The 19,928-nt window shown below is 44.5% G+C and carries 19 protein-coding genes and 1 tRNA gene; 7 read left to right on the forward strand and 13 right to left on the reverse strand.

What is annotated here, in order from left to right; translation table 11 throughout:
• Window positions 1–96: 96 nt before the first annotated feature.
• Together ASD24_RS18500 and ASD24_RS18505 are read right to left on the reverse strand one after the other, a co-directional pair.
• Window positions 97–996, reverse strand: a complete 900-nt coding sequence (locus ASD24_RS18500; protein WP_056698705.1) for a carbohydrate ABC transporter permease — start codon at window positions 994–996, stop codon at window positions 97–99.
• 30 nt (window positions 997–1,026) lie between these two features.
• Window positions 1,027–1,932, reverse strand: a complete 906-nt coding sequence (locus ASD24_RS18505; protein ID WP_186380926.1) for an ABC transporter permease — start codon at window positions 1,930–1,932, stop codon at window positions 1,027–1,029.
• 405 nt (window positions 1,933–2,337) lie between these two features.
• Between ASD24_RS18505 and ASD24_RS18510 the strand changes: the two genes are divergently transcribed.
• Window positions 2,338–4,590: an AraC family transcriptional regulator gene (locus tag ASD24_RS18510; protein ID WP_056698710.1), complete on the forward strand. Its 2,253-nt coding sequence runs from the start codon at window positions 2,338–2,340 to the stop codon at window positions 4,588–4,590.
• Between the two features lie 75 nt (window positions 4,591–4,665).
• Here the strand turns inward: ASD24_RS18510 and trmB are convergent, their stop codons facing one another.
• On the reverse strand, window positions 4,666–5,415 hold the full coding sequence (trmB, locus tag ASD24_RS18515) for a tRNA (guanosine(46)-N7)-methyltransferase TrmB (protein ID WP_056699898.1): 750 nt from the start codon (window positions 5,413–5,415) through the stop codon (window positions 4,666–4,668).
• A 151-nt stretch (window positions 5,416–5,566) separates the two neighbouring features.
• Window positions 5,567–5,767 (reverse strand): hypothetical protein, encoded by a 201-nt coding sequence (locus ASD24_RS18520; protein ID WP_056698713.1) that lies wholly within the window; start codon window positions 5,765–5,767, stop codon window positions 5,567–5,569.
• A 303-nt stretch (window positions 5,768–6,070) separates the two neighbouring features.
• Here ASD24_RS18520 and ASD24_RS18525 point away from each other — a divergent pair, with 303 nt between their 5' ends.
• The 4 genes from ASD24_RS18525 (at window position 6,071) to ASD24_RS18540 (ending at window position 9,872) form a co-directional block, all read left to right on the forward strand.
• Entirely contained in the window at window positions 6,071–7,024 is a 954-nt protein-coding gene (locus tag ASD24_RS18525) for a TIGR01212 family radical SAM protein (RefSeq protein WP_056698715.1), read from the forward strand.
• Between the two features lies 1 nt (window position 7,025).
• Window positions 7,026–7,610 (forward strand): class I SAM-dependent methyltransferase, encoded by a 585-nt coding sequence (locus tag ASD24_RS18530; protein ID WP_056698719.1) that lies wholly within the window; start codon window positions 7,026–7,028, stop codon window positions 7,608–7,610.
• A 225-nt stretch (window positions 7,611–7,835) separates the two neighbouring features.
• Window positions 7,836–8,813 carry a type I phosphomannose isomerase catalytic subunit gene (locus ASD24_RS18535; RefSeq protein ID WP_056698722.1) on the forward strand — a complete coding sequence of 326 codons (978 nt, stop codon included), beginning with the start codon at window positions 7,836–7,838 and terminating at the stop codon, window positions 8,811–8,813.
• 81 nt (window positions 8,814–8,894) lie between these two features.
• Window positions 8,895–9,872 (forward strand): alpha/beta fold hydrolase, encoded by a 978-nt coding sequence (locus ASD24_RS18540; RefSeq protein WP_056698725.1) that lies wholly within the window; start codon window positions 8,895–8,897, stop codon window positions 9,870–9,872.
• A gap of 266 nt (window positions 9,873–10,138) precedes the next feature.
• Here the strand turns inward: ASD24_RS18540 and odhB are convergent, their stop codons facing one another.
• The 9 genes from odhB to ASD24_RS18580 form a co-directional block, all read right to left on the reverse strand.
• On the reverse strand, window positions 10,139–11,413 hold the full coding sequence (odhB, locus tag ASD24_RS18545) for a 2-oxoglutarate dehydrogenase complex dihydrolipoyllysine-residue succinyltransferase (RefSeq protein ID WP_056698729.1): 1,275 nt from the start codon (window positions 11,411–11,413) through the stop codon (window positions 10,139–10,141).
• A gap of 5 nt (window positions 11,414–11,418) precedes the next feature.
• Complete coding sequence (locus ASD24_RS18550; protein ID WP_056698732.1) at window positions 11,419–14,292, reverse strand: 2-oxoglutarate dehydrogenase E1 component; 2,874 nt, start codon at window positions 14,290–14,292, stop codon at window positions 11,419–11,421.
• A gap of 710 nt (window positions 14,293–15,002) precedes the next feature.
• Window positions 15,003–15,076: transfer RNA gene (locus ASD24_RS18555), tRNA-Pro, on the reverse strand.
• A 14-nt stretch (window positions 15,077–15,090) separates the two neighbouring features.
• A complete protein-coding gene (locus ASD24_RS18560; RefSeq protein WP_056698736.1) occupies window positions 15,091–15,528 on the reverse strand; it encodes an NUDIX domain-containing protein in 438 nt (145 codons plus the stop codon).
• A gap of 146 nt (window positions 15,529–15,674) precedes the next feature.
• Window positions 15,675–16,040, reverse strand: a complete 366-nt coding sequence (locus tag ASD24_RS18565) for a cupin domain-containing protein (RefSeq protein WP_235540659.1) — start codon at window positions 16,038–16,040, stop codon at window positions 15,675–15,677.
• The gene (locus tag ASD24_RS18570; protein WP_056698739.1) at window positions 16,037–16,522 is read right to left on the reverse strand and encodes a GNAT family N-acetyltransferase; all 486 of its coding nucleotides are present in this window, start codon (window positions 16,520–16,522) and stop codon (window positions 16,037–16,039) included. The genes ASD24_RS18565 and ASD24_RS18570 overlap by 4 nt, the downstream gene beginning before the upstream one ends.
• 126 nt (window positions 16,523–16,648) lie before the next feature.
• A complete protein-coding gene (locus ASD24_RS30000) occupies window positions 16,649–16,846 on the reverse strand; it encodes a GNAT family N-acetyltransferase (protein ID WP_082560454.1) in 198 nt (65 codons plus the stop codon).
• A 77-nt stretch (window positions 16,847–16,923) separates the two neighbouring features.
• The gene (locus ASD24_RS18575; protein ID WP_056698742.1) at window positions 16,924–17,418 is read right to left on the reverse strand and encodes an 8-oxo-dGTP diphosphatase; all 495 of its coding nucleotides are present in this window, start codon (window positions 17,416–17,418) and stop codon (window positions 16,924–16,926) included.
• A 185-nt stretch (window positions 17,419–17,603) separates the two neighbouring features.
• Window positions 17,604–18,401: a DUF3891 family protein gene (locus tag ASD24_RS18580; RefSeq protein ID WP_056698745.1), complete on the reverse strand. Its 798-nt coding sequence runs from the start codon at window positions 18,399–18,401 to the stop codon at window positions 17,604–17,606.
• A gap of 134 nt (window positions 18,402–18,535) precedes the next feature.
• On the opposite strand from ASD24_RS18580, the gene coaA reads away from it, so the two are divergent.
• Both coaA and ASD24_RS18590 read left to right on the forward strand, forming a co-directional pair.
• The gene (gene coaA / locus ASD24_RS18585; protein ID WP_056698747.1) at window positions 18,536–19,465 is read left to right on the forward strand and encodes a type I pantothenate kinase; all 930 of its coding nucleotides are present in this window, start codon (window positions 18,536–18,538) and stop codon (window positions 19,463–19,465) included.
• Between the two features lie 58 nt (window positions 19,466–19,523).
• Window positions 19,524–19,886, forward strand: coding sequence for a DUF423 domain-containing protein (locus tag ASD24_RS18590; protein ID WP_056698751.1), 363 nt, complete (start codon window positions 19,524–19,526; stop codon window positions 19,884–19,886).
• Window positions 19,887–19,928 lie beyond the last annotated feature (42 nt).

The raw sequence follows: 19,928 nt of genomic DNA on the forward strand, positions 1-19,928 counted from the left end.
TCCCTTTTTGTGGTGAAACGTATATGTTAGCGCAGATTCGATGTAGACAGAGCAGTTTAGATTGCCACAGCCCAGAATCCCCATCGGTTTCGCGTTCTAACCTTTAACCGCACCAATCGTCAGACCTCTAACAAAATAACGTTGAACGAATGGATACAGGAACAAGATCGGTCCAGTCACGATAATCGCCATCGCCATCTTGGTTGATTCAGTGGGCACATCCTGACTAAGTGTAATCCCTGTTCCAATCGCCATCTGATCTATAAACGTAATCGTGTTCATCGTGTTGTATAGATAGAATTGCAATTGATACATATCCGGGTTGTTGATAAAGAGCGATGATGTAAACCAGTCGTTCCAGTATCCGAGTGCAAGGAAAAGCCCCACTGTGGCAATGCCAGGCATCGCCAAATTTAATACAACACTGAAGTAAATGCGGAAGTCATTCGCCCCATCAATTTTGGCAGACTCAATGAGCTCGTCAGGAACAGCAGATCGAATGAAATTTTTCATTAGAATGATGAGAAATGGTGTCATGAGCCCTGGGAAGATCAATACGGTGTACGTATCGGTCAAGTTAAAGTAATTCGCCAGCATGATGTACCAAGGTACAAGTCCTCCACCGAATAAGGTCGTAAAGTAGATGAAGAAGGAGAATGTATTCCGGTATTTAAAATCTTTGCGTTGTAATACAAACCCTGCCATGGTGATGAAGAATAGTCCAAGCGCAGTTCCTACAACAGTCGTAAATACAGTGACGCCATAGGCTTTGAGTACTTGTGTAGGGAATTTGAATACCATTTTGTAACCTTCCAGGGAGAAATCAGTGGGAAACAGATGGTATCCATCCCTCACGATGGATTCATTACTGCTGAATGAACCAGACAGAATGAGTAGAAATGGCACTAAACAGATGATGGAAAGAAACAAAATAAAGGTGTACGCGATCACTTGAAAGAGCATCGTAAATTCCGAATCTCTGGCACGAGTATGCATAGTAGGTCTCCCTTCTGCCTATTGGGCGTTCTAGAACAATGCGTAATCCTCATTCACTTTGCGAATGATGTAATTGACTGTCATGATGAGAATAAAACCGAACAGGGATTGATAAAGGCCAGCAGCCGTCGCCATGCCAATATCAAAGGTCACCTTCAACGAGCGGTATACGTAGGTATCAATAATATCGGTGGCATTATACAGCACCCCGTTGTTTCCGATCAGTTGGTAAAAGAGATCAAATTGCCCCTTCATAATGCTTCCTAATGAGAAGAGCAGCAGAATAACAAACGTTGGTTTCAACATCGGAACCGTAATATACCAGATACGTTGAAAGATATTCGCTCCATCTATCCGAGCCGCCTCATAGTATTCATCGCTGATGCCTGTAATGGCAGCCAAATAGATGACCATGCTGTAACCGAGGTTCTTCCATAGATAGAAGATGATGATCAGGAACACCCAGATCCACGGCGTATTATAGATATCAACCGGCCCTGCCTCGAAGCGCTTCAGCACCGTATTCACAAACCCGGATTCATAGTTAAACATGTTGTAAGCGATTACACTTAATAGTACAAATGAAATGAAATACGGTAGAAACATAACGGATTGGGTCACTTTTTTGAACACTTTTCCCCTAATCTCACTTAACATGATTGCACAAAAGATAGCGAGTCCGTTCCCCAATATAATGAAGGCTAGATTGTAACCTACGGTATTGGTGGTCAGCTTCAGAAGCATTCCTGATTGCCAGAGAAACTTGAAGTTCTCCAAACCTACAAATGGGCTACCAAACAAACCACCTTCAAAATCATACCTCGTAAACGCGTAGTAGATGCCGACCATCGGAAAATACGAGTTAATCAGAAAAAAGATCAGTGTAGGTAGCAGCATCAGAAACATCATTTTGTTTTTGTTCAATTCTTTGAGCATGGCTCGATCCCTCCCGAATTTCTTGACGGCGCTGGTGCGCTGTGTAGCTCTGGTTTTTATTGTAGGTGCCCCTGTCGCTCTTGAATACTGAATCATCTGTCCGGAAAATGAACGATCTTGCTAAAGTGAATATGAACAATTCGAACGAACAGTGAAATGAACAGCTGAGTGTTCACAAATGTTGATATCGTACATACGCTAGCCGTAGTGAACAATCAAGCGAAAGTTGAACTTTACGTTTAGAATGACAGCCAAACTCTATGTATAGCATTGATGTAAACGCATACATAATATATAATTTATTTTGCCAGCTCAGGATGACTATGGACATCTGTGAATGAACTTCACTCGTTCAAAACTACGCTTCACCTATCATATATACAGAAGAAATGGAGGGGAAAAGTAGTGCGTAAACGTTCGGAAGACAGCCAAAAAGTGTTTACACGAATTCTGGTTGGCATTATCATCAGCACTGTCGCTACCTTGCTTGTTGCTTCTGTCATTTTATACGCCAACTATAACCGCATTGCTCTTCGCCAAGTCTATCGTACCGATATGGATAGTCTCACACAGGCGAGTCGTGAAGTTTCCAAGATGACCGAGACCGCCAAATCATTGTCTTATCAGATTTATCAGGATTACACGATTTCCGCTCTACTCTTATACTCCAAACCGAGCATATATGAAATTACTCCAGCCATGGAGCAGCTCGATAACTACCGCATGTCCCTTCCTTTTATTGAATCCATCTATGTATACAACTCCAAAAGTAATGAATTTTTCATCAGTTCAGATGGTGTTCGTACCGGACAACAATCTATTTCTGACATTGATGATCACGGGATCACTGAGATTCTCCGACAGTTTCATGACTATAAACCCTTTGTCCCCATCCCACGTACATATCAGGTTGGCACAACGGAGGAAACCGAGGTCAACAGTTATACCTATTTGTGCTATGACACCATCAACGACAATGCCAAGCTGAATTATGCTGTCATTGTAAACATTAAGGATGACTGGCTTAGTCCCAACATCAATTCGGAGGATCAGCCTGGCAATACATTCATTATTAATGAAAAAGGACAGCTATTGTCTGATTTTGGTGAACGTGCATTAATGAAGGATCTCTCTAATGAATCGTTTATACAGCCCATTATGCAAAATGAAGCCCAGTCCGCATTCTTTACCGCAGAAGTGGATGGGGAGAAATCACTTATTACCTACACCTCTCCTGACAATCTAGGCTGGCGATATGTGCGAATTACACCTTACGATCTGATCACTACAGACATCCGGAATATGAGAACCCATACCGTCCTATTCTGTCTTGGTCTATTAGTTGCTGGTGTGCTCTTGTCTTACCTTGTATCGCGCAAATTGTATCATCCTATTGATAAGGTTCTCGTGCGTATGCGTGTGATGGAAGCAGAGCGGCGAGGAAGCCTGCATATTCTCAGACAAGATTATTTGCGGGGAGCTCTCCAGAGACGCGAGACCTTTACGGGTGGATTACTTGCCGAGCGATTGAAATTCTATGGTTCATCCTTAGACGTGCAGCGTAGCTCTCGACTTGTTTTGCTTCGAATCGATCACTTTGTCGATTTCTGTGATACCTATCGGGACGAGGTTAAGTTGGTTAAATACGCGATGATGAACATATGTACAGAAACGATTGAAACTACCCATCATTCCGAGGCCATAGATATGGGCGGGGATCTGATTACTCTAATTTTTAACGAGAAAGATTCGGGTCAACATTCAACGCGTACTGGAGAGCATAAGATCGAGGAATTGCTGCTAATGCTACAGGATGCGGTCATGCTACATCTGAAATGCTCCATATCATTCACAATCGGGCCAGAAGAAAAGTCTCTTGAGGATTGCATCGCATCTTATGCAAGATCCGCAGAGGCTTCACTACATCGACTATTTCATGGTTCTGGCTGTCTATTGTACACGTCAGACATCATGGCCTATCATGCTAAGGAGTATGCCTTCCCTGTTGGCAAGGAAAAACAGCTCATTGATTATTTGATGACAGGTAAAACAGAGGAAGCCAAACAGGTGTACACCACGATCGTAAATGAAACGGCGACGTATCCGTTCAATGTCTTCCAGCTAGCTCTCTCACATCTTACGATGACACTAAACCATGTTCGCAACACACTCAAAAAGAACAATCAACTGACGCTTAACTCTATCTCGGATGGGACGATGCTGCCTCTTCATGAGGCCGAAGATCTCAATGAAGTACATGCTCACTTCTATCAACTGTTCGATGAATTAGGCTCCAAGGTGGAGGAGAAACGCACACTTAAACATGATGAGCTGATCCGCCGAATTAACAGCATTATTGAACGGGATTACGCGGACACAAACCTCTGCGTTACTTCTATTGCAGAAGAGCTGAACATGTCTCCAATCTATATAAGTAGGCTCTATAAGCAACTGACTCTAAAAGGATTAACTGATGTCATTAATGAAACTCGTATTGTGAAAGCTCAAGATCTGTTAATTGAGACTGAGAACTCCGTTGCTGATATTGCCGAGAAAACAGGCTTCACGAACAGCTCCTATTTTTATCGCATGTTCAAGAAGTTTAATGGAGTTACGCCTAATGATTATCGCCGCAAAGAATTACATTCAGAGCCCTGAAGAAACAAAAAAGCGACACCTGAGGCTTTAACGCTCTCTGTGTCGCTTTACTACTTATAGATAGATGCAGATCTATTATTCCTGCGTTTCGCCAGTCTCTTCTGAAACCTCACGAACTTTATACTTGTCCAGACGCATTTGTTGATATTCACGCAAAGCCTCTTCACCAACAACGACTTCAACCCGATGAATATTCATACCTTTGCCCATGAACTTCTGCTCATACTCAGTCATCACATGTTCTTCATTCAATCCATCACGGTGCAAGTTCAAAGAGATATTTGTCATTTGCAGGCCAAAGTCAGCAATGGCATTGAGCGAGAAATCAAACAACGTCTCCGAATCTGTCTTGAAGTGAATTTGTCCTTTAGTGTTGAGCAATTCTTTATATTTTTTCAAGAAACGTGGATGTGTCAAACGACGACGTGCATGCTTCGCTTTTGGCCAAGGATCACTGAAGTTGAGATAAATACGTTCCAGTTCCTCTGGTTCGAATACATCCTCAATTTGTTCAATATTGGCGAGCGCTAGCTTCAGGTTAGGTGGTGTCTCCACTTCTGCCTGACTCCACGCATTGCGAGCTTTCTCACTAGCACGACGAACGAGCTCATCGTACATATCAATTCCGATAAAGTTAAACTCCGGATATTTATAGCTCATTTGGCTAATAAATTGCCCTTTGCCCATACCGAATTCTACAAAGATCGGATGGTCATTGCCAAACAGTTCAGACCATTTTCCTTTGTACTGGTTGGGTTCCAGAACAACGAGATCGACCTGTTCCTCCAGATTTTCTCGGATTCCTTTTCTACCACGTAAACGCATTTTATTCCTCCGTTTATCCATACTTGTCTCAGCTTCATTTTGCCGAAGAACGGACCAATTGTAAAGAGCAATGAAAAAGGAATCTTCGGAATTGCCACTAGTGGCAATTTTCAAAGATTCCCTCTTCGATTTATTTGGAATTGGGGTCCAACTACTTTAATAGTTCATAGTCTACCTTATCTTGGTGCGAAAAATCAAATGTCTTTTCAAAAGCATCGCGAACTTTTTGTTTTGCAGCCGCTTTCACCTTCGGATTTCCATTAAAACGAACACCTGTCAAAGCCAGTGCCTCTTCAGCCGTCAGTTCTACAGAAACATGATGAAGATCAGTGTTTTTAACTTGGGAATTCATTCATATCACCTCACGGTATAGTATGAGCCATGACGTCAACATTAATTCAAATGCTATGATGAATACTGCCCATTAGATGGTGTCTGACGTTGATTTAAATATAACACAAGGTGTTAACTATAGCAAGAAGAAAACCGTGATTTTCCGGCCTATTTTTGCATCTGCATTCCCTTTTTTTTGAGTTTTTTGATACAATGGTAAAAGTCCATGAGAACGCATATTTTGCCGTTTTTTGTTCTTTTTCACGAATGCATTACGGCATGCGTTTCATTAATAAACGAACAACCGAAGGAGTTCCTGAAGATGAATGCACCTGCCCTACCCAGCCCTCTTTCCTGGGGAGATAAACGATTCCACACTTGGAATTATGAGATGAGAAATGAATTTGACAATAAGGTGTTCAAAGTCATGCTGGATGCGGGATTTACTTGCCCGAACCGTGATGGCTCAATAGCCAAAGGTGGCTGTACATTTTGCAGCGCACGAGGATCTGGCGATTTTGCGGGCAGTCGTCGCCACGACTTGGTTACACAATTTAATACCATTCGTGATAAACAGCATTTGAAGTGGCCCACCGCCCACTATATTGGTTATTTCCAGGCGTATACCAATACATATGCACCCGTTGAAGAACTTCGAGAGTACTACGAAGAGATCCTAAAACAACCTGGTGTTGTTGGTTTGTCCATTGCGACAAGACCTGATTGCTTACCAGATGACGTTATTGAGTATTTGGCTGAGCTAAATGAACGAACCTATCTGTGGATTGAAATGGGGCTGCAAACGGTTCATGAATCCACTTCTACACTTATTAATCGCGCACATGATACGAAGTGTTATGAGGATGCCGTGGCAAAGCTGCGTAAACACAACATTCGGGTCTGTACTCATATCATCTATGGCTTGCCTCAAGAAACACACGAGATGATGCTGGATACCGGCCGTGCCGTAGCGAATATGGATGTTCAAGGGATCAAGATCCATTTACTGCACCTCATGCGCAAAACACCGATGGTGAAGCAATATGAAGCAGGGCTACTCCGCTTCCTTGAACAAGATGAGTACATTAAACTGATTGTAGACACACTTGAGTTTCTACCGCCAGAAATGATTGTCCATCGTCTTACTGGTGATGCACCACGAGACCTGCTCATCGGCCCGATGTGGTCGCTGAATAAATGGGAAGTGCTGAACTCTATTGACCGCGAATTGAGACAACGTGATACATGGCAAGGCAAGTACTGGAGGGGAGCATAAGATGGGTTTTCTATCGGTTCTAAGCTGTGCGCATCAATGGATTACAGCGCGGGTACAACCTGGAGACCTCGCCATCGATGCAACCGTAGGGACAGGTGCAGATACGTTATTCCTCGCACAACAGGTGGGCAGACGTGGTCAAGTCATTGGTTTCGACATCCAGAGCGAAGCTCTCACTCTTGCCCAAGCTCGGATTCGCAAACAAGAGGACGGTGCCAAACTCGGCTCTATTTCACTATTACAGCTAAGCCATGACCGCATGGTTGAAGCTGTTCCGGAAGACTGGCAAGGTGCCGTTGGAGCCGTTATGTTCAACCTTGGATACTTGCCTGCGGAAGGTGCAGATGCTTCCATTATTACGGCAACCGAAAGTACGCTTACTGCATTAGAGGCTGCTCTAACGTTACTGCGTCCAAAAGGGATTATTACCGTTGTGCTGTACCCCGGACATGAAGGTGGCTCCCAAGAGGCTGAGGCTGTAACAAAATGGGCTTCTGCTCTACCTGTCACGGAAGCACAAGTCATGCTCTATCGGCAATTACAACGTGATACTTCTCCCTTCTTGATCGGAATCGAGAAGAAGTAATTTCCTTACTTGTCCAAATACGTTACGATAGACATATTGTAAGCACCATCTGCTGAATACGTCTCAACAATATAAGTGCGAGTTCCATAACCCACTAATAAGTTGTTATCTGTTCGCAGTGGTCGCTTATACTACATAACCTGCAACCGTATACATGTAGGAGTCGAACCGGTTATAGGTTGATTAATTCATTCCACCATTTCATATACTAAAGGAGAGACTACAATGACTAATCCATATCCACTGCAATTTCAACCTGAATTCAAAGAACGTGTCTGGGGCGGCCGTGCCCTTGAGAATTTTGGCCTCACGCCACCTGAAGGTCATATCGGAGAAGGCTGGATGATTGCCGATCACCCTAACGGAACAACAAAAGTATTGAATGGTGCACTTGCTGGCAAAGGTCTGGATGAAGTGCGTGAACAGCTCGGTACGTCTTGGTTAGGAACAAAAGGTGTATCTGAAAAGGGAGGACGTTTCCCTCTCCTTATCAAGCTTCTAGACTGTAACGATGATCTCTCTGTACAGGTGCATCCTACGGATGATTACGAGGCTCTTCCTCCCGGTGAACTCGGCAAAACGGAAATGTGGTATGTACTTGATGCGAAACCAGGCGCACATATCATTTATGGATTGAATGAAGGCGTTGATCGTAACGTACTTAAGGAAGCGCTTGAAAATGGAACCGTGATGGACACGTTGCGTCAAGTGCCTGTAGAAGCAGGAGATACATTCTTCATCCCTGCCGGAACTGTTCACGCACTGTGTGCAGGTGTTGTTGTGGCTGAAATTCAGCAGAATTCAGATACAACTTACCGAATTTATGACTATAACCGCCCAGGTCTGGATGGTAAGCCTCGTGAGTTGCATGTTGAGGACTCCCTTAATGTCACTGCCTATGAAGGCGCTGGTGCCACAACGATGAAAACGAACAACGCAATCTCTGGTGAATGGCTGAAGTTAGCGGAATGCCCATATTTCGTCGTTGAAAAAGGAGTCGTGTCTAAGCCTTGGCAGCTCGCCACAAACGCTGAGAGTTTTACAATTCTAGTTGTGTGTGAAGGTAACGGTACTTTAGCATGGGACAACGACTCGTCCGAAAAAATTGAATTAAAAGCAGGTCAATGCTATCTATTGCCTGCCAACCTGGGTACATATACATTAGACGGGAATACCACTGTTCTTCGCTCTTACTTGCCTTAACTTTTCTGAAGTGTGTGGAGTGAACAGCTTCGTCTTATCTGGAATAGGCTTGAATGACCAATGAAGGAGGATTGGCACAAGATGCAGGAATCTAACTTTGGCCTTGTGGGCAATGAAGGTACCCGTATTCATGTGTACCGCTGGCTTCCTGATCCTGGAACTGAAGTCCGGGGTGTGGTGCAGATTGCACATGGAATGGGAGAAACGGCAGCTAGGTATGCAGAGTTTGCAGAGTGCCTTACCCGCCATGGCTATGCGGTCTATGCTAATGACCATCGAGGTCATGGCAAATCGGTCGAAGATCCGAATTTGTTAGGTAATGCCGGGGTAGATGCCTTCCGCTGGATGGCCAGCGATATGATCAATCTGGGAGAAGTGGCATCTAGGGAGTATCCTGATATCCCCTTATTTCTAATGGGACACAGTATGGGCTCTTTCCTTGTCCAGCACCTAATGTATGCGGGACATGAACGCTATCACGCCTTTATTTTGTCTGGAACGAACGGCAAGCGTGGTCTTCTGCGTTTTGGTGAGAAGCTCGCCTTCCTTCAATGTGGCATTCAAGGAGCAACTCATCCGAGTATGCTGCTTAACGCATTGGTGTTTGGTGGATTCAATCGTTCCTTCCGCCCGGTGAGCACCCCTTTTGATTGGTTATCTCGTGACCCCGAGGAGGTTAAACGGTTCATTGATGATCCATTGTGCGGAGCGATATGTACAGCAGGGTTTTTCCGCGACTTCTTCAAGCTGCTAATTGAAATACATCTGCCAGACAATATGAAACGTATTCCAAAGGATAAGCCCGTGTACCTCTTTTCAGGCGAGCAAGACCCTGTTGGTTTACATGGCAAAGGTGTTCATAACCTAGTCACTCAATATCGTCAGCTTCAGCTTCAACATATTGAGTACCGTCTGTACGCTGGTGGTCGTCATGAGATGCTGCATGAGACGAATCGGGCAGACGTAGCTCTGGATGTATTAGATTGGCTGGATCGCCATCTGGTTCTATCTAACGCAGCTCCCACCACTGTCAATGCAGATATCGCTGATTCGGTATGATCCTAATCAGTGTAGGATCACTAAGCTTAGGTAAGTAGCAGATACCTTAAACAGAGCGCCGCTCCATAAACTGGGGCGGCGCTCTGTTTATCTACTTTGGAGCTATTCCGTAGCTATTCGCTAGCGGATCAATTGCAACAGAAAACATTCAATACCAAAAAAAGGAAGCCCCGGAATCAAGATGCTAGCGAGAGCTGCATTACGATTCCGGGGCTTCTTTATGATCCTTTTTATGAATAGTATATCAAATGATACCTTTATCCTTCTTATCCTTCGATGAGTAAGGATTCTGGATCTTCAAGCAGTTCTTTCACAGTGACGAGGAAACGCACTGCTTCACTACCATCAATGATACGGTGATCATAGGACAGAGCGATATACATCATTGGACGATTCTCCATCCGCTCTGCATCAATGGCTACAGGACGAAGTTGGATCTTGTGCATACCGAGAATACCCACTTGAGGTGTATTCAGAATTGGTGTGGACAAGAGCGAGCCGAATGTTCCACCATTGGTGATCGTGAATGTTCCACCTTGCAGATCCGAAAGTGCCAACGTGTTGGAACGAGCTTTTGAAGCCAGATCAGCAATACTTCTCTCGATCTCAGCAAAGCCTAGACGATCTGCATCACGAACGACGGGTACAACCAGACCCTCTTTTGCAGATACCGCGATACCGATATCATAATATTTCTTCAGTACAACATCTTCGCCATCAATCTCTGCGTTAATGGTTGGGAACTTTTTCAGCGCGCCCACGACAGCCTTAGTGAAGAAGGACATAAAGCCCAGATTGATCTCATGCTTCTCCTTAAACTTGTCCTTACGACGTTTACGAACATCCATAATGGCAGTCATATCAACTTCGTTAAACGTAGTCAACATTGCTGCTGTTTGCTGAGCTTCAACCAGACGCTTGGCAATGGTCGCACGACGGCGAGACATACGTTGACGTTCAACTGGCTTAGTATACGTAGAACCTCCGGTTGGAGCACTGGATGCAGCTGGCGCTTTATTCGCAGAAGGTGCTGCTGGAGCAGTAGCCTGTGTGCTATGAGCCTTCACATCATCCTGATATACGCGTCCAATTGGATCCTTACCATGAACCTGATCCAGCTCGATGCCCCGCTCACGCGCTAGTTTACGCGCAGATGGGGAAGCTGTCTTGTTTCCATTATCAGAAGATTCAGAACCTGCAGCAACAGGTGCTGGCGGCGGTGTTGGTGCTTCAGGCGCTGGTGTAGTCGCTTGTTTTTGCTCCGATGCAGCCGGCTCGGAAGCAGCCGAGCTACTTCCTCCCCCTGCACCCGCGGAAAGGGTACCAATCGTCTCACCGATCTCAACGGTATCCCCTTCTTGACGAATAATTTTCTCCAATACGCCACTTTCTTCAGCACTGATCTCAATATTAACTTTATCTGTTTCCAGTTCTAGAAGGACATCGCCTTGGTTAACCGTATCCCCTTCTTTGACAAGCCATTTGGATACCGTTCCTTCGGTTATCGACTCACCCATTGCAGGTACTTTAATTTCGCTCACAGTTGTTACCTCCCAAGTGGAATATTATTCTTCGTCGTTTGCTTCAACGCGGATGTAATAATCTGTTGTTGTTCCATGCTATGCACAAGCTGATAACCGCTGGAAGGACTTGCATGCTCCGGACGGCCTTCATACTTAACGATTGTACCCTCAGGTGCAATTTCACGAAGACGTGGTTCCATATACGTCCATGCACCCATGTTTTTGTTTTCTTCCTGAACCCATACCAGCTCTTTCAACTTGCTGAAACGTGCGAGTACACGCTGGATCTCTTCTGCTGGGAATGGATACAGTTGTTCAACACGGATAATGTGAAGCCATGACAAGTCTCCGCCTTCTTTTTCAAAAGCATCCTCAAGGTCAATCGCAATTTTACCACTGCACAAGATAATCCGTTCAACACGGTCAGGCTTTGTGCCAAGCCCTGCTTGTTCCAGCACTGGCTCAAACTTGCCTTCACTGAACTGAATCGCCGGAGAAGCAACACGTGGATTACGAATTAGACTCTTCGGTGACATCATTACAAGCGGACGTGCATCTTCGGTTTCAGTCAGGGAAGCCTGACGACGAAGCAGATGGAAATACTGAGAAGCACTTGTCAAGTTAGCAACGGTCATATTGTCTTCTGCAGCAAGCTGTAGGAAACGTTCGAGACGTGCACTTGTGTGCTCAGGCCCTTGACCTTCATTACCGTGCGGAAGCAGCATAACCAGGCTTGATTTTTGCGACCACTTCGCGCGACCTGCCGATATGAACTGGTCAAAAATAACCTGTGCACAGTTAGCAAAATCACCGAACTGAGCTTCCCAGATGACAAGAGTTTCTGGCGAATACACGTTGTATCCATATTCGAATCCAACCACCGATTCCTCAGACAATGGGCTGTTGTAGATTGCGAACGAAGCACGTGCCTGTGGCAAATGATGCAGAGGGCAGAATTTACTTCCATTCTCTGAATCATGCAACACCAGGTTCCGGTGAGCAAATGTTGCACGCTCTGCGTCCTGACCACTGATCCGGATTGGCTTACCATCTGCAAGAATAGTTGCAAATGCAAGTGTCTCCGCAAGGCTCCAATCAACTTTTTCGCCTTCATTAAGTGACGTGCTACGGCGCTGTAGAATCCGCTGCAACTTCGGATACACATTGAAATTCTCCGGCCATTTCAATAGATCTGCGTTGATACTTCGTAGATTCTCAAGCGGTACCGCAGTTGGAATCACCTTCACTGCTTCAGGCTCTTCTGTCTTCCGTTGATAGTATTCATGTACTTCATTTTTCTTCATATGGTCATAGGCTTCTTTTAAGCGGTTCGTCACAGCCTCACGAATGTTATTAATAGCCGCTTCGTCAACAATAGATTCCTGTTTCAACTGATCCTGATACAGATGACTCACGGTCGGATGAGCCTTAACTTTGTCATACACCTTCGGTTGTGTTGTTTCTGGATCATCCGTTTCGTTATGACCGTAACGACGGTAACCGATTAGATCAATCAAAAAATCTTTTTTAAACCGATTCCGGTACTCTGCGGCCATCCGAATTGCTGCAATACAAGCATCCGGATTATCTGCATTAACGTGTATAATCGGAATTTCATACCCCTTCGCAAGGTCACTCGCATAATGCGTGGAGCGCGAGTCACTACTATCCGTTGTGAAGCCCAAGCGATTGTTTACAATAATATGAATAGTTCCACCATTCTGGTAACCTGGCAGAGCTTTGAAATTCAACGTCTCAGCTACAATTCCTTCACCAGGGAATGCTGCGTCACCATGCATAAGAATAGTTGCTGCTTTGGAAACGTCCTGTTTCGGATAACCCGGTTCACGGCGATCATCCTGTGCAGCACGAGCGAATCCCTGTACAACAGGGTTTACGTACTCTAGATGACTTGGGTTGTTGGCTAGTGTCAAGCGAGCCTGTACCGTTTCACCTTCTTTTACAAAGCGATTAGCACCTAGGTGATATTTTACATCCCCCGTCCATCCATAATTGATTCCTGTAGAACCCTCAGATGGAACCAAATCCTTGTTCGGGGCATGATGGAATTCAGAGAAGATTTTGCTATATGGTTTACCCAGTACATGTGCCAGTACGTTTAAGCGTCCCCGGTGAGCCATCCCCATCAGGATATGGCTTGAGCCCGCATGCGACATAATCCGCACAGCTTCGTCCAGCATTGGTACAAGCACATCGTTTCCTTCAATAGAAAAGCGTTTTTGTCCCACACAGGTTTTATGCAGGAAATCTTCGAATTGCTCCACCTCTACTAGGCGTTCCAATAGGGCAGTCCGTTCTTCCTGATTAAGTGGTGCAGGGGAAGTGCGAGATTCCGCACGACGATTGAGCCATTCACGTTCCTGAACTTCATGTACGTGGCTGAACTCATACGCGATTGGCCCTGTGTAAATCTGGCGTAGACGCTGAATTGCGTCCCAACCATTTGCCGTCTGACCGTCAGCGCCCTCCCAGATCAAGGATGCAGGCAGTGCTTTGAGGTCTTCTTCATTTAATTCAAAATTCTTCGGTTCGAGCAAAGAGGTATCTACTTCTTCACTAATCCCAAGTGGATCAATATCTGCAGCGAGATGGCCATATGTGCGGATATTCCAGACCAGTTTCCCGGCTGTAACCGCTTTCTGTAAAAGTTGAATATCCACGCTTCCCGAGGTATTTTGAGCATTACCCGAAAAAGTGGTTGTATGTGCATCTCTGCCAGGCATCGGCGGTGCACCCCATTGTTCAAACAACTCCCGATAAGCTGGTGTAACTGCACCAGGGTCTTCGGAAAATAATTCATATTGTTCTTGTACATATCCCAAATTGGGTCCATAGTAACTTTCCCAGGGTTTCTTGTTGCCTTCCACGATCGTCATCGACGTTCCCTCCGTCTTGATTTAGTCGTATTTTTGACGGAAATCATTGACTAAGCTGTAATTTGCGTTCGTTCAACATTTTAAGCGAAATTTTTCATGAAGTCCAATAATCGTGCTGTTGGTGGTAATAACGTTGTTCCGACGCTCCCGTCAAGGTTTGTCTGCGTTTTCAAAATCATAGAAAAAGAATGATTGTATATACCGTCGCACAGATGTCGAATACTGTCCTGATCCGTTCGAAGGTTACACATTCTCCAATATTTTCAACTGAAGTTCTGTGTTCTAATATCTATTCTATAAACTTTTGCGCTCAGGAGCATTTCCTATTTTTAGTTCGATTGATGCATAAATTAGATGAATCGAATAAATGGTGCAATCCTTGCGTCTAAAAGTTGTTAATTCCCCCCTTTTTAATTGTGGTCGATAAAGTTAAAAAACAAACGGTTACTTTAAACATTAACCAATGGTACGTGTTTTACACTAAAATGTGGTGATTATGAGTACCATTTTAGATTCGTATACGGAATACAATACATAGATAGTGAGAAACACGTTAATCCTGCAACATGCCTATTAATGTTCATCCATTCCTATCCGCATTTCTTTTATGTTCTACGTAAGCCTAATAAATTTGCGGGAATACAAATAAAGGCCATAAATCCGAAGATTCATGACCTTATCTTTAAGCCTATCCTATTTACTGCTGCGAATCGGAGTAGCGGGATTCGAACCCACGACCTCACCCACCCCAAGGGTGCACGCTACCAGGCTGCGCTATACCCCGATGTTAGTCATTCCTTATAGCTCCATCCGATTCTGAATCATATGCAGCGCAAACGGCGTTAATGCGAGTGAACGGAGTTGTTCCGTCGTAAACCATGCTGCACCTAAAGAATCTTCGCCATCCGAATCTTTTTTGATATCATAGGCTTGCTCATCTGATTCCAAATAGACATCATATAGAACGCCAATGTGATGGACTTCTTCAGGACTACCTTCATACATCCACTGCACCAGATTGGATTGCGCGGATCGAAGAGACAGTCGAACATTTGTGAGCCCCGTCTCCTCTTCGATCTCGCGATGGAGCGCTATTTCCGGTGTTTCTCCGAACTCCAGCCTACCTCCTGGCAGATCCCATGTCCCCTGATAAGGCTCACGCGCCTTCTGAATCAGCAGTACCTTCTGTTCCCAAACCATTAGACCGTAAACGCCTAGATGTGTATAACGCTCCATTATAGAATTCTCCTATCGTCGGACATCTGTCTAACCTGTTCTTCCAACCTTCGTATTCGTTTGTTCATCTGATAAAGTGATGGCGTAACCACCAAGCCAGCGATGATCACAGCAACCCACATGTATTCCAAATGAACCACTCCCTTTTATTCGGCTTCATCTGCTGTCAAAGACATACGCACAACCAAATCTTCTCCTTCAATCACTAAAGCGGTCAGACCATGGTCTGAGCCAGATTGATGATTCTCACCACTGGACCAGAAGGCAGCTTCTCCTGACTTAATCATCACTCGTTTTCCATCGCCACCTTCTACCCAGCCCTCTCCTTCCAGCACGAAGAACAATTGCTCACCTACGGCCGGATGAAGCCCAACATTCCCACCGGCATTCAGCTTCAAAAATGCGACATGGCACCCCGCAGTATTACGAAGAATAGGTGTGATCATGGCTGCCTTGCTGTCAAAAGCCGTAATTACTCGACTGTCTGTCCAGTCCATTCGATATATGTTCACTTCTCCTCCTGCCTCGGAACGGTGTCCAGATCCAATGACAGACGAATCATATCCACGCAACGAATGCCACCCTCAATGATCTCTTCCTCGTAGTGTCTTACAAAGAAATCCCGATCCACTCCAACAATACGGAATCCACAACGCTGATACAGCTTCAATTGGTGAAAGCTTGAATTCCCTGTGCCAATCTCAACTGTCTTACATCCCAATCTACGTGCAGCTTCAATCGCTTCTTTGATCATATGTCTACCTACACCTTGTCCTTGCAACTCTTCCTGTACCGCAATGTTAACAATCTCCACCGTTTCCGGCCGGGTCTTCAGCAAGACGAACTCTCCGACCATCTCTCCTTCATATTCAGCGATAAAACAAACACCTCGGCTCAAGTATTCGTCAACCATCGCTTTCGAAGGATCAGCCATCAATAGAAGCTCATAAGGCTTTTCTTCTTCCCAATCCAAAATTCGGAACGACAATTTCATGATAAACCCACCTTTTTTTTGTAAACAGTATTCATTTACGTCCGTTTGCAGAAGCCTATGTATCGGCTAAATCTTCATATATTTTCACCATAGTAGCCACGCTCCATATAACCCTTTTTACTTGATCTATGAACTAGATGTTGCACCTGATTGATTGGAATAATTGCGAATCAGCATTCCTGACGCTTTGATCATTCCTTGCTTTTCATAGAAATTCTGCATTTCTCCATCGCATAACAGATCAATCATGTAGAGGTGCTGAAGTCGCTGAAGCATTCTTTCTAACAGAGTAGCCCCAATCCCTTTTCCTTGATGCGATGGCACTACTTCTAATCAAAACAAAGTAAACTTCATTGTATCATAATATATGGATATTACTATATAGATATGGATGATCTCTGCTATTGAAGAACTTTATCGGAATACACCTTAAACGTTTCCTTCAGCGTCTGCCCTGTGGATTTCTCCCAGATCACACTTCGTTCGAACGTACCCTCATTGAAAAATCGCGGAAAACGTTCTGCGAACCAGTCCTGCATCGGTAGATTAAGTGCTTGTTCCAAAGGAATCCATATCAATTCACCTTCGGGCGGATTCTGTAATAGTTCTCCCTCAAATGCCGTCGCCAGATAGTTAAACACCATATAACGTAATCCCTGCTCCGGATCACAGAACTCATCTAGTCCTTTATACGTGATTTCAGTAACCTTAAGTCCAGTTTCCTCCTCTACCTCTCGCATGGCTCCATCTACAATACTTTCTGGATAGTCTACCTTGCCTCCAGGTGCGATATATCCCGGAAATCCTTTACGATCCGGACGATTCATTAATAACACCTTGCCATGTAACTTATCCCACACCATGCACATGGTTAGAATCTCAATTCGTGTACTCATACGTGTCCTCCTGTAATCCTTCGTTGTACATTAACATTTCTGGTAATCCACTGGTTTTTCCTGCTTCGACTGATCTTAATTTCTAGCAGTTTCTAATCATGCATAATGATTAGAAAAAGCCATGCACAAGAAAGACTCCGAAGAGTCTCGGAGTCTGTTTAGTTAAACCTATTCGTCGTTCATGATTAATGGCTATCTTGATTCAATGCTGTAATTAAAACTTTACGTTCTTTCCACTCCGCACGACGATAGGCCTGTAATAGACCGAATTTACGAATGCTGGCTTTCGGCACAGATTTATAAGGCATAACTACCGTAAACTCTTCTGTAAAGGGAACATAAGATAAGCCTACCTTCTCTTTGGAGATCCACTCCGCCCGAATCGGTTGTCTCCCACAAGCATCAAATGTACAGCCTAACCCTTCAGCAAAAAACTCATAACGTGCCGCAGGTGTGCCTGGTTCCTCCATACAGAGAAATAGACTCAATTGATCACAAAAAAGCATAATGTCCACATCACTTTGTAATCTACGTTGTAACTCTTCTCCACCTCCGAGCTGTGCAATCCATTCCGATTGCTGCTTGCGCTCGCTATTCAGATATTCCCTGATATCGTCATCATCATGGGCATTAGCACCCAGCGTATTTTGGAACAACTCCGTATACATCATGCTGCATAGCAATCCCGCATACACGCTTTTTACACAGACTTCAGCGATTCCCTTCTGGTAAAATACAAAGCGCGGACGTAGCGGAAAGTCACGGAACGAGTAAGGCGACTGACTGTAATCATTCCAGAATGGAGCAGCATCCAGTTCAATCCATCCACGATCATGCTCTCTTGCCGCAAGAACAAGCTCTTCAAAGTGACTGGCATCAGCGAGCAAGTCGCTTTTCCAATAAGAAGCCATCTCTCCAGCCACTTGCCCATGTTCTTGTTGTGCGGTCAATACAAAATCATGCTCTCTCTCATAGACGATCATTTGCTGTCACCCTTCCGCATGGTATAATTCGACTCTACACTCTATTTTAAATGTAAAGGTGTTGTCAGTTTCCTGAAATTTGGTACACTAAAGGTTGTGTCACAGATTACATTACATATAGAAAGCGGGATCTCATGAATTTATATTCTCCTTACATCGAGTTCAACCGCAAGGAATGGGCTGAACTGCAAGAGCATCAGACCACAATTCCGCTGACGGAAATGGAATTAGAACAACTCAAGGGATTAAATGAAGAGGTATCTATACAGGAAGTAAAAGATATTTATTTACCTCTTACCCACTTTATTGACTTATATGCAAGTGTCTCAAGAGAATTAAATCGATTAACGGCTTCCTACTTAAAAAAAGAAGCTGACCCTGTGCCCTACATTATCGGGATTGGAGGCAGTGTTGCCGTAGGCAAAAGTACGGCTGCTCGCCTGCTACAAGCTCTGCTAGCCAGAGGTAAAAACAATCCCAAAGTCGACCTCGTTACGACAGATGGATTCCTATATCCCAACGCCGTGCTGGAAGAAAAGGGCATAATGAACCGCAAGGGTTTCCCTGAGAGCTACGATATCAAGTCACTCATTCAATTCATGGGTGATGTGAAATCCGGTAAGCCCGAAGTCAAAGCTCCGGTCTATTCCCATCTAGCCTATGATGTGATTCCAGGCGAGGAAAAAACGATCTGCCAGCCGGACATCCTGATCATTGAAGGCATTAACGTACTTCAAATTAAGAAAGAAACACCGTTACTTGTGAGCGACTTTTTTGATTTTTCCATCTACATTGATGCAGAAGAACAACATATACGCCACTGGTACATTGAGCGATTCAAGCTTCTACGTAACACCGCGTTTCAGAATACAGATTCCTTCTTCCACAGTCGTTTCGCCAATATTGGCGAGGAAGAAGCTGTGCAAACGGCTAGTCAGATTTGGCAAGATATTAATGCCAAAAATCTGCACGAGAACATTTTGCCAACGAAGGGAAGAGCTAGACTTATTCTGAAAAAGGAAGCCGATCACTCCATCCAACGTATTCAATTGCGCAAACTGTAATTGACGGGTTCGGAGCACTCCACATTTCCGAATACCACTATTTGAAGGAGATATCCCTATGCAAACGTTAATCATACTAGGCAGTATTATGATGTTTCTGGCCGTAGCTTTGGGTGCATTTGGAGCACATGCACTGAAACGCAAATTGTCCGCTGACATGATCAAAATTTATGAGACGGGTGTACAATATCACCTCATTCATGGACTTGGACTAATTATCATGGGACTGCTGGCGGATCGCTTAGAGCAAACTTCGCTAGTATTACTCGCTGGATGGCTTTTATTCGCTGGCATTATCCTGTTCTCAGGCAGTCTTTATGTACTCAGTATTACAGGTGTACGTAAGCTTGGTGCCATCACCCCATTAGGCGGGGTTGCATTTCTCGCTGGATGGGTAACATTACTGATCGCAGCTCTGTAATTCTCACAATAAAAAATTCAATACAAGAAAAAGAGTGTTCTA

This window comes from Paenibacillus sp. Root52 (assembly GCF_001426865.1).
In the GTDB taxonomy this organism is placed as follows: Bacteria; Bacillota; Bacilli; order Paenibacillales; family Paenibacillaceae; genus Paenibacillus.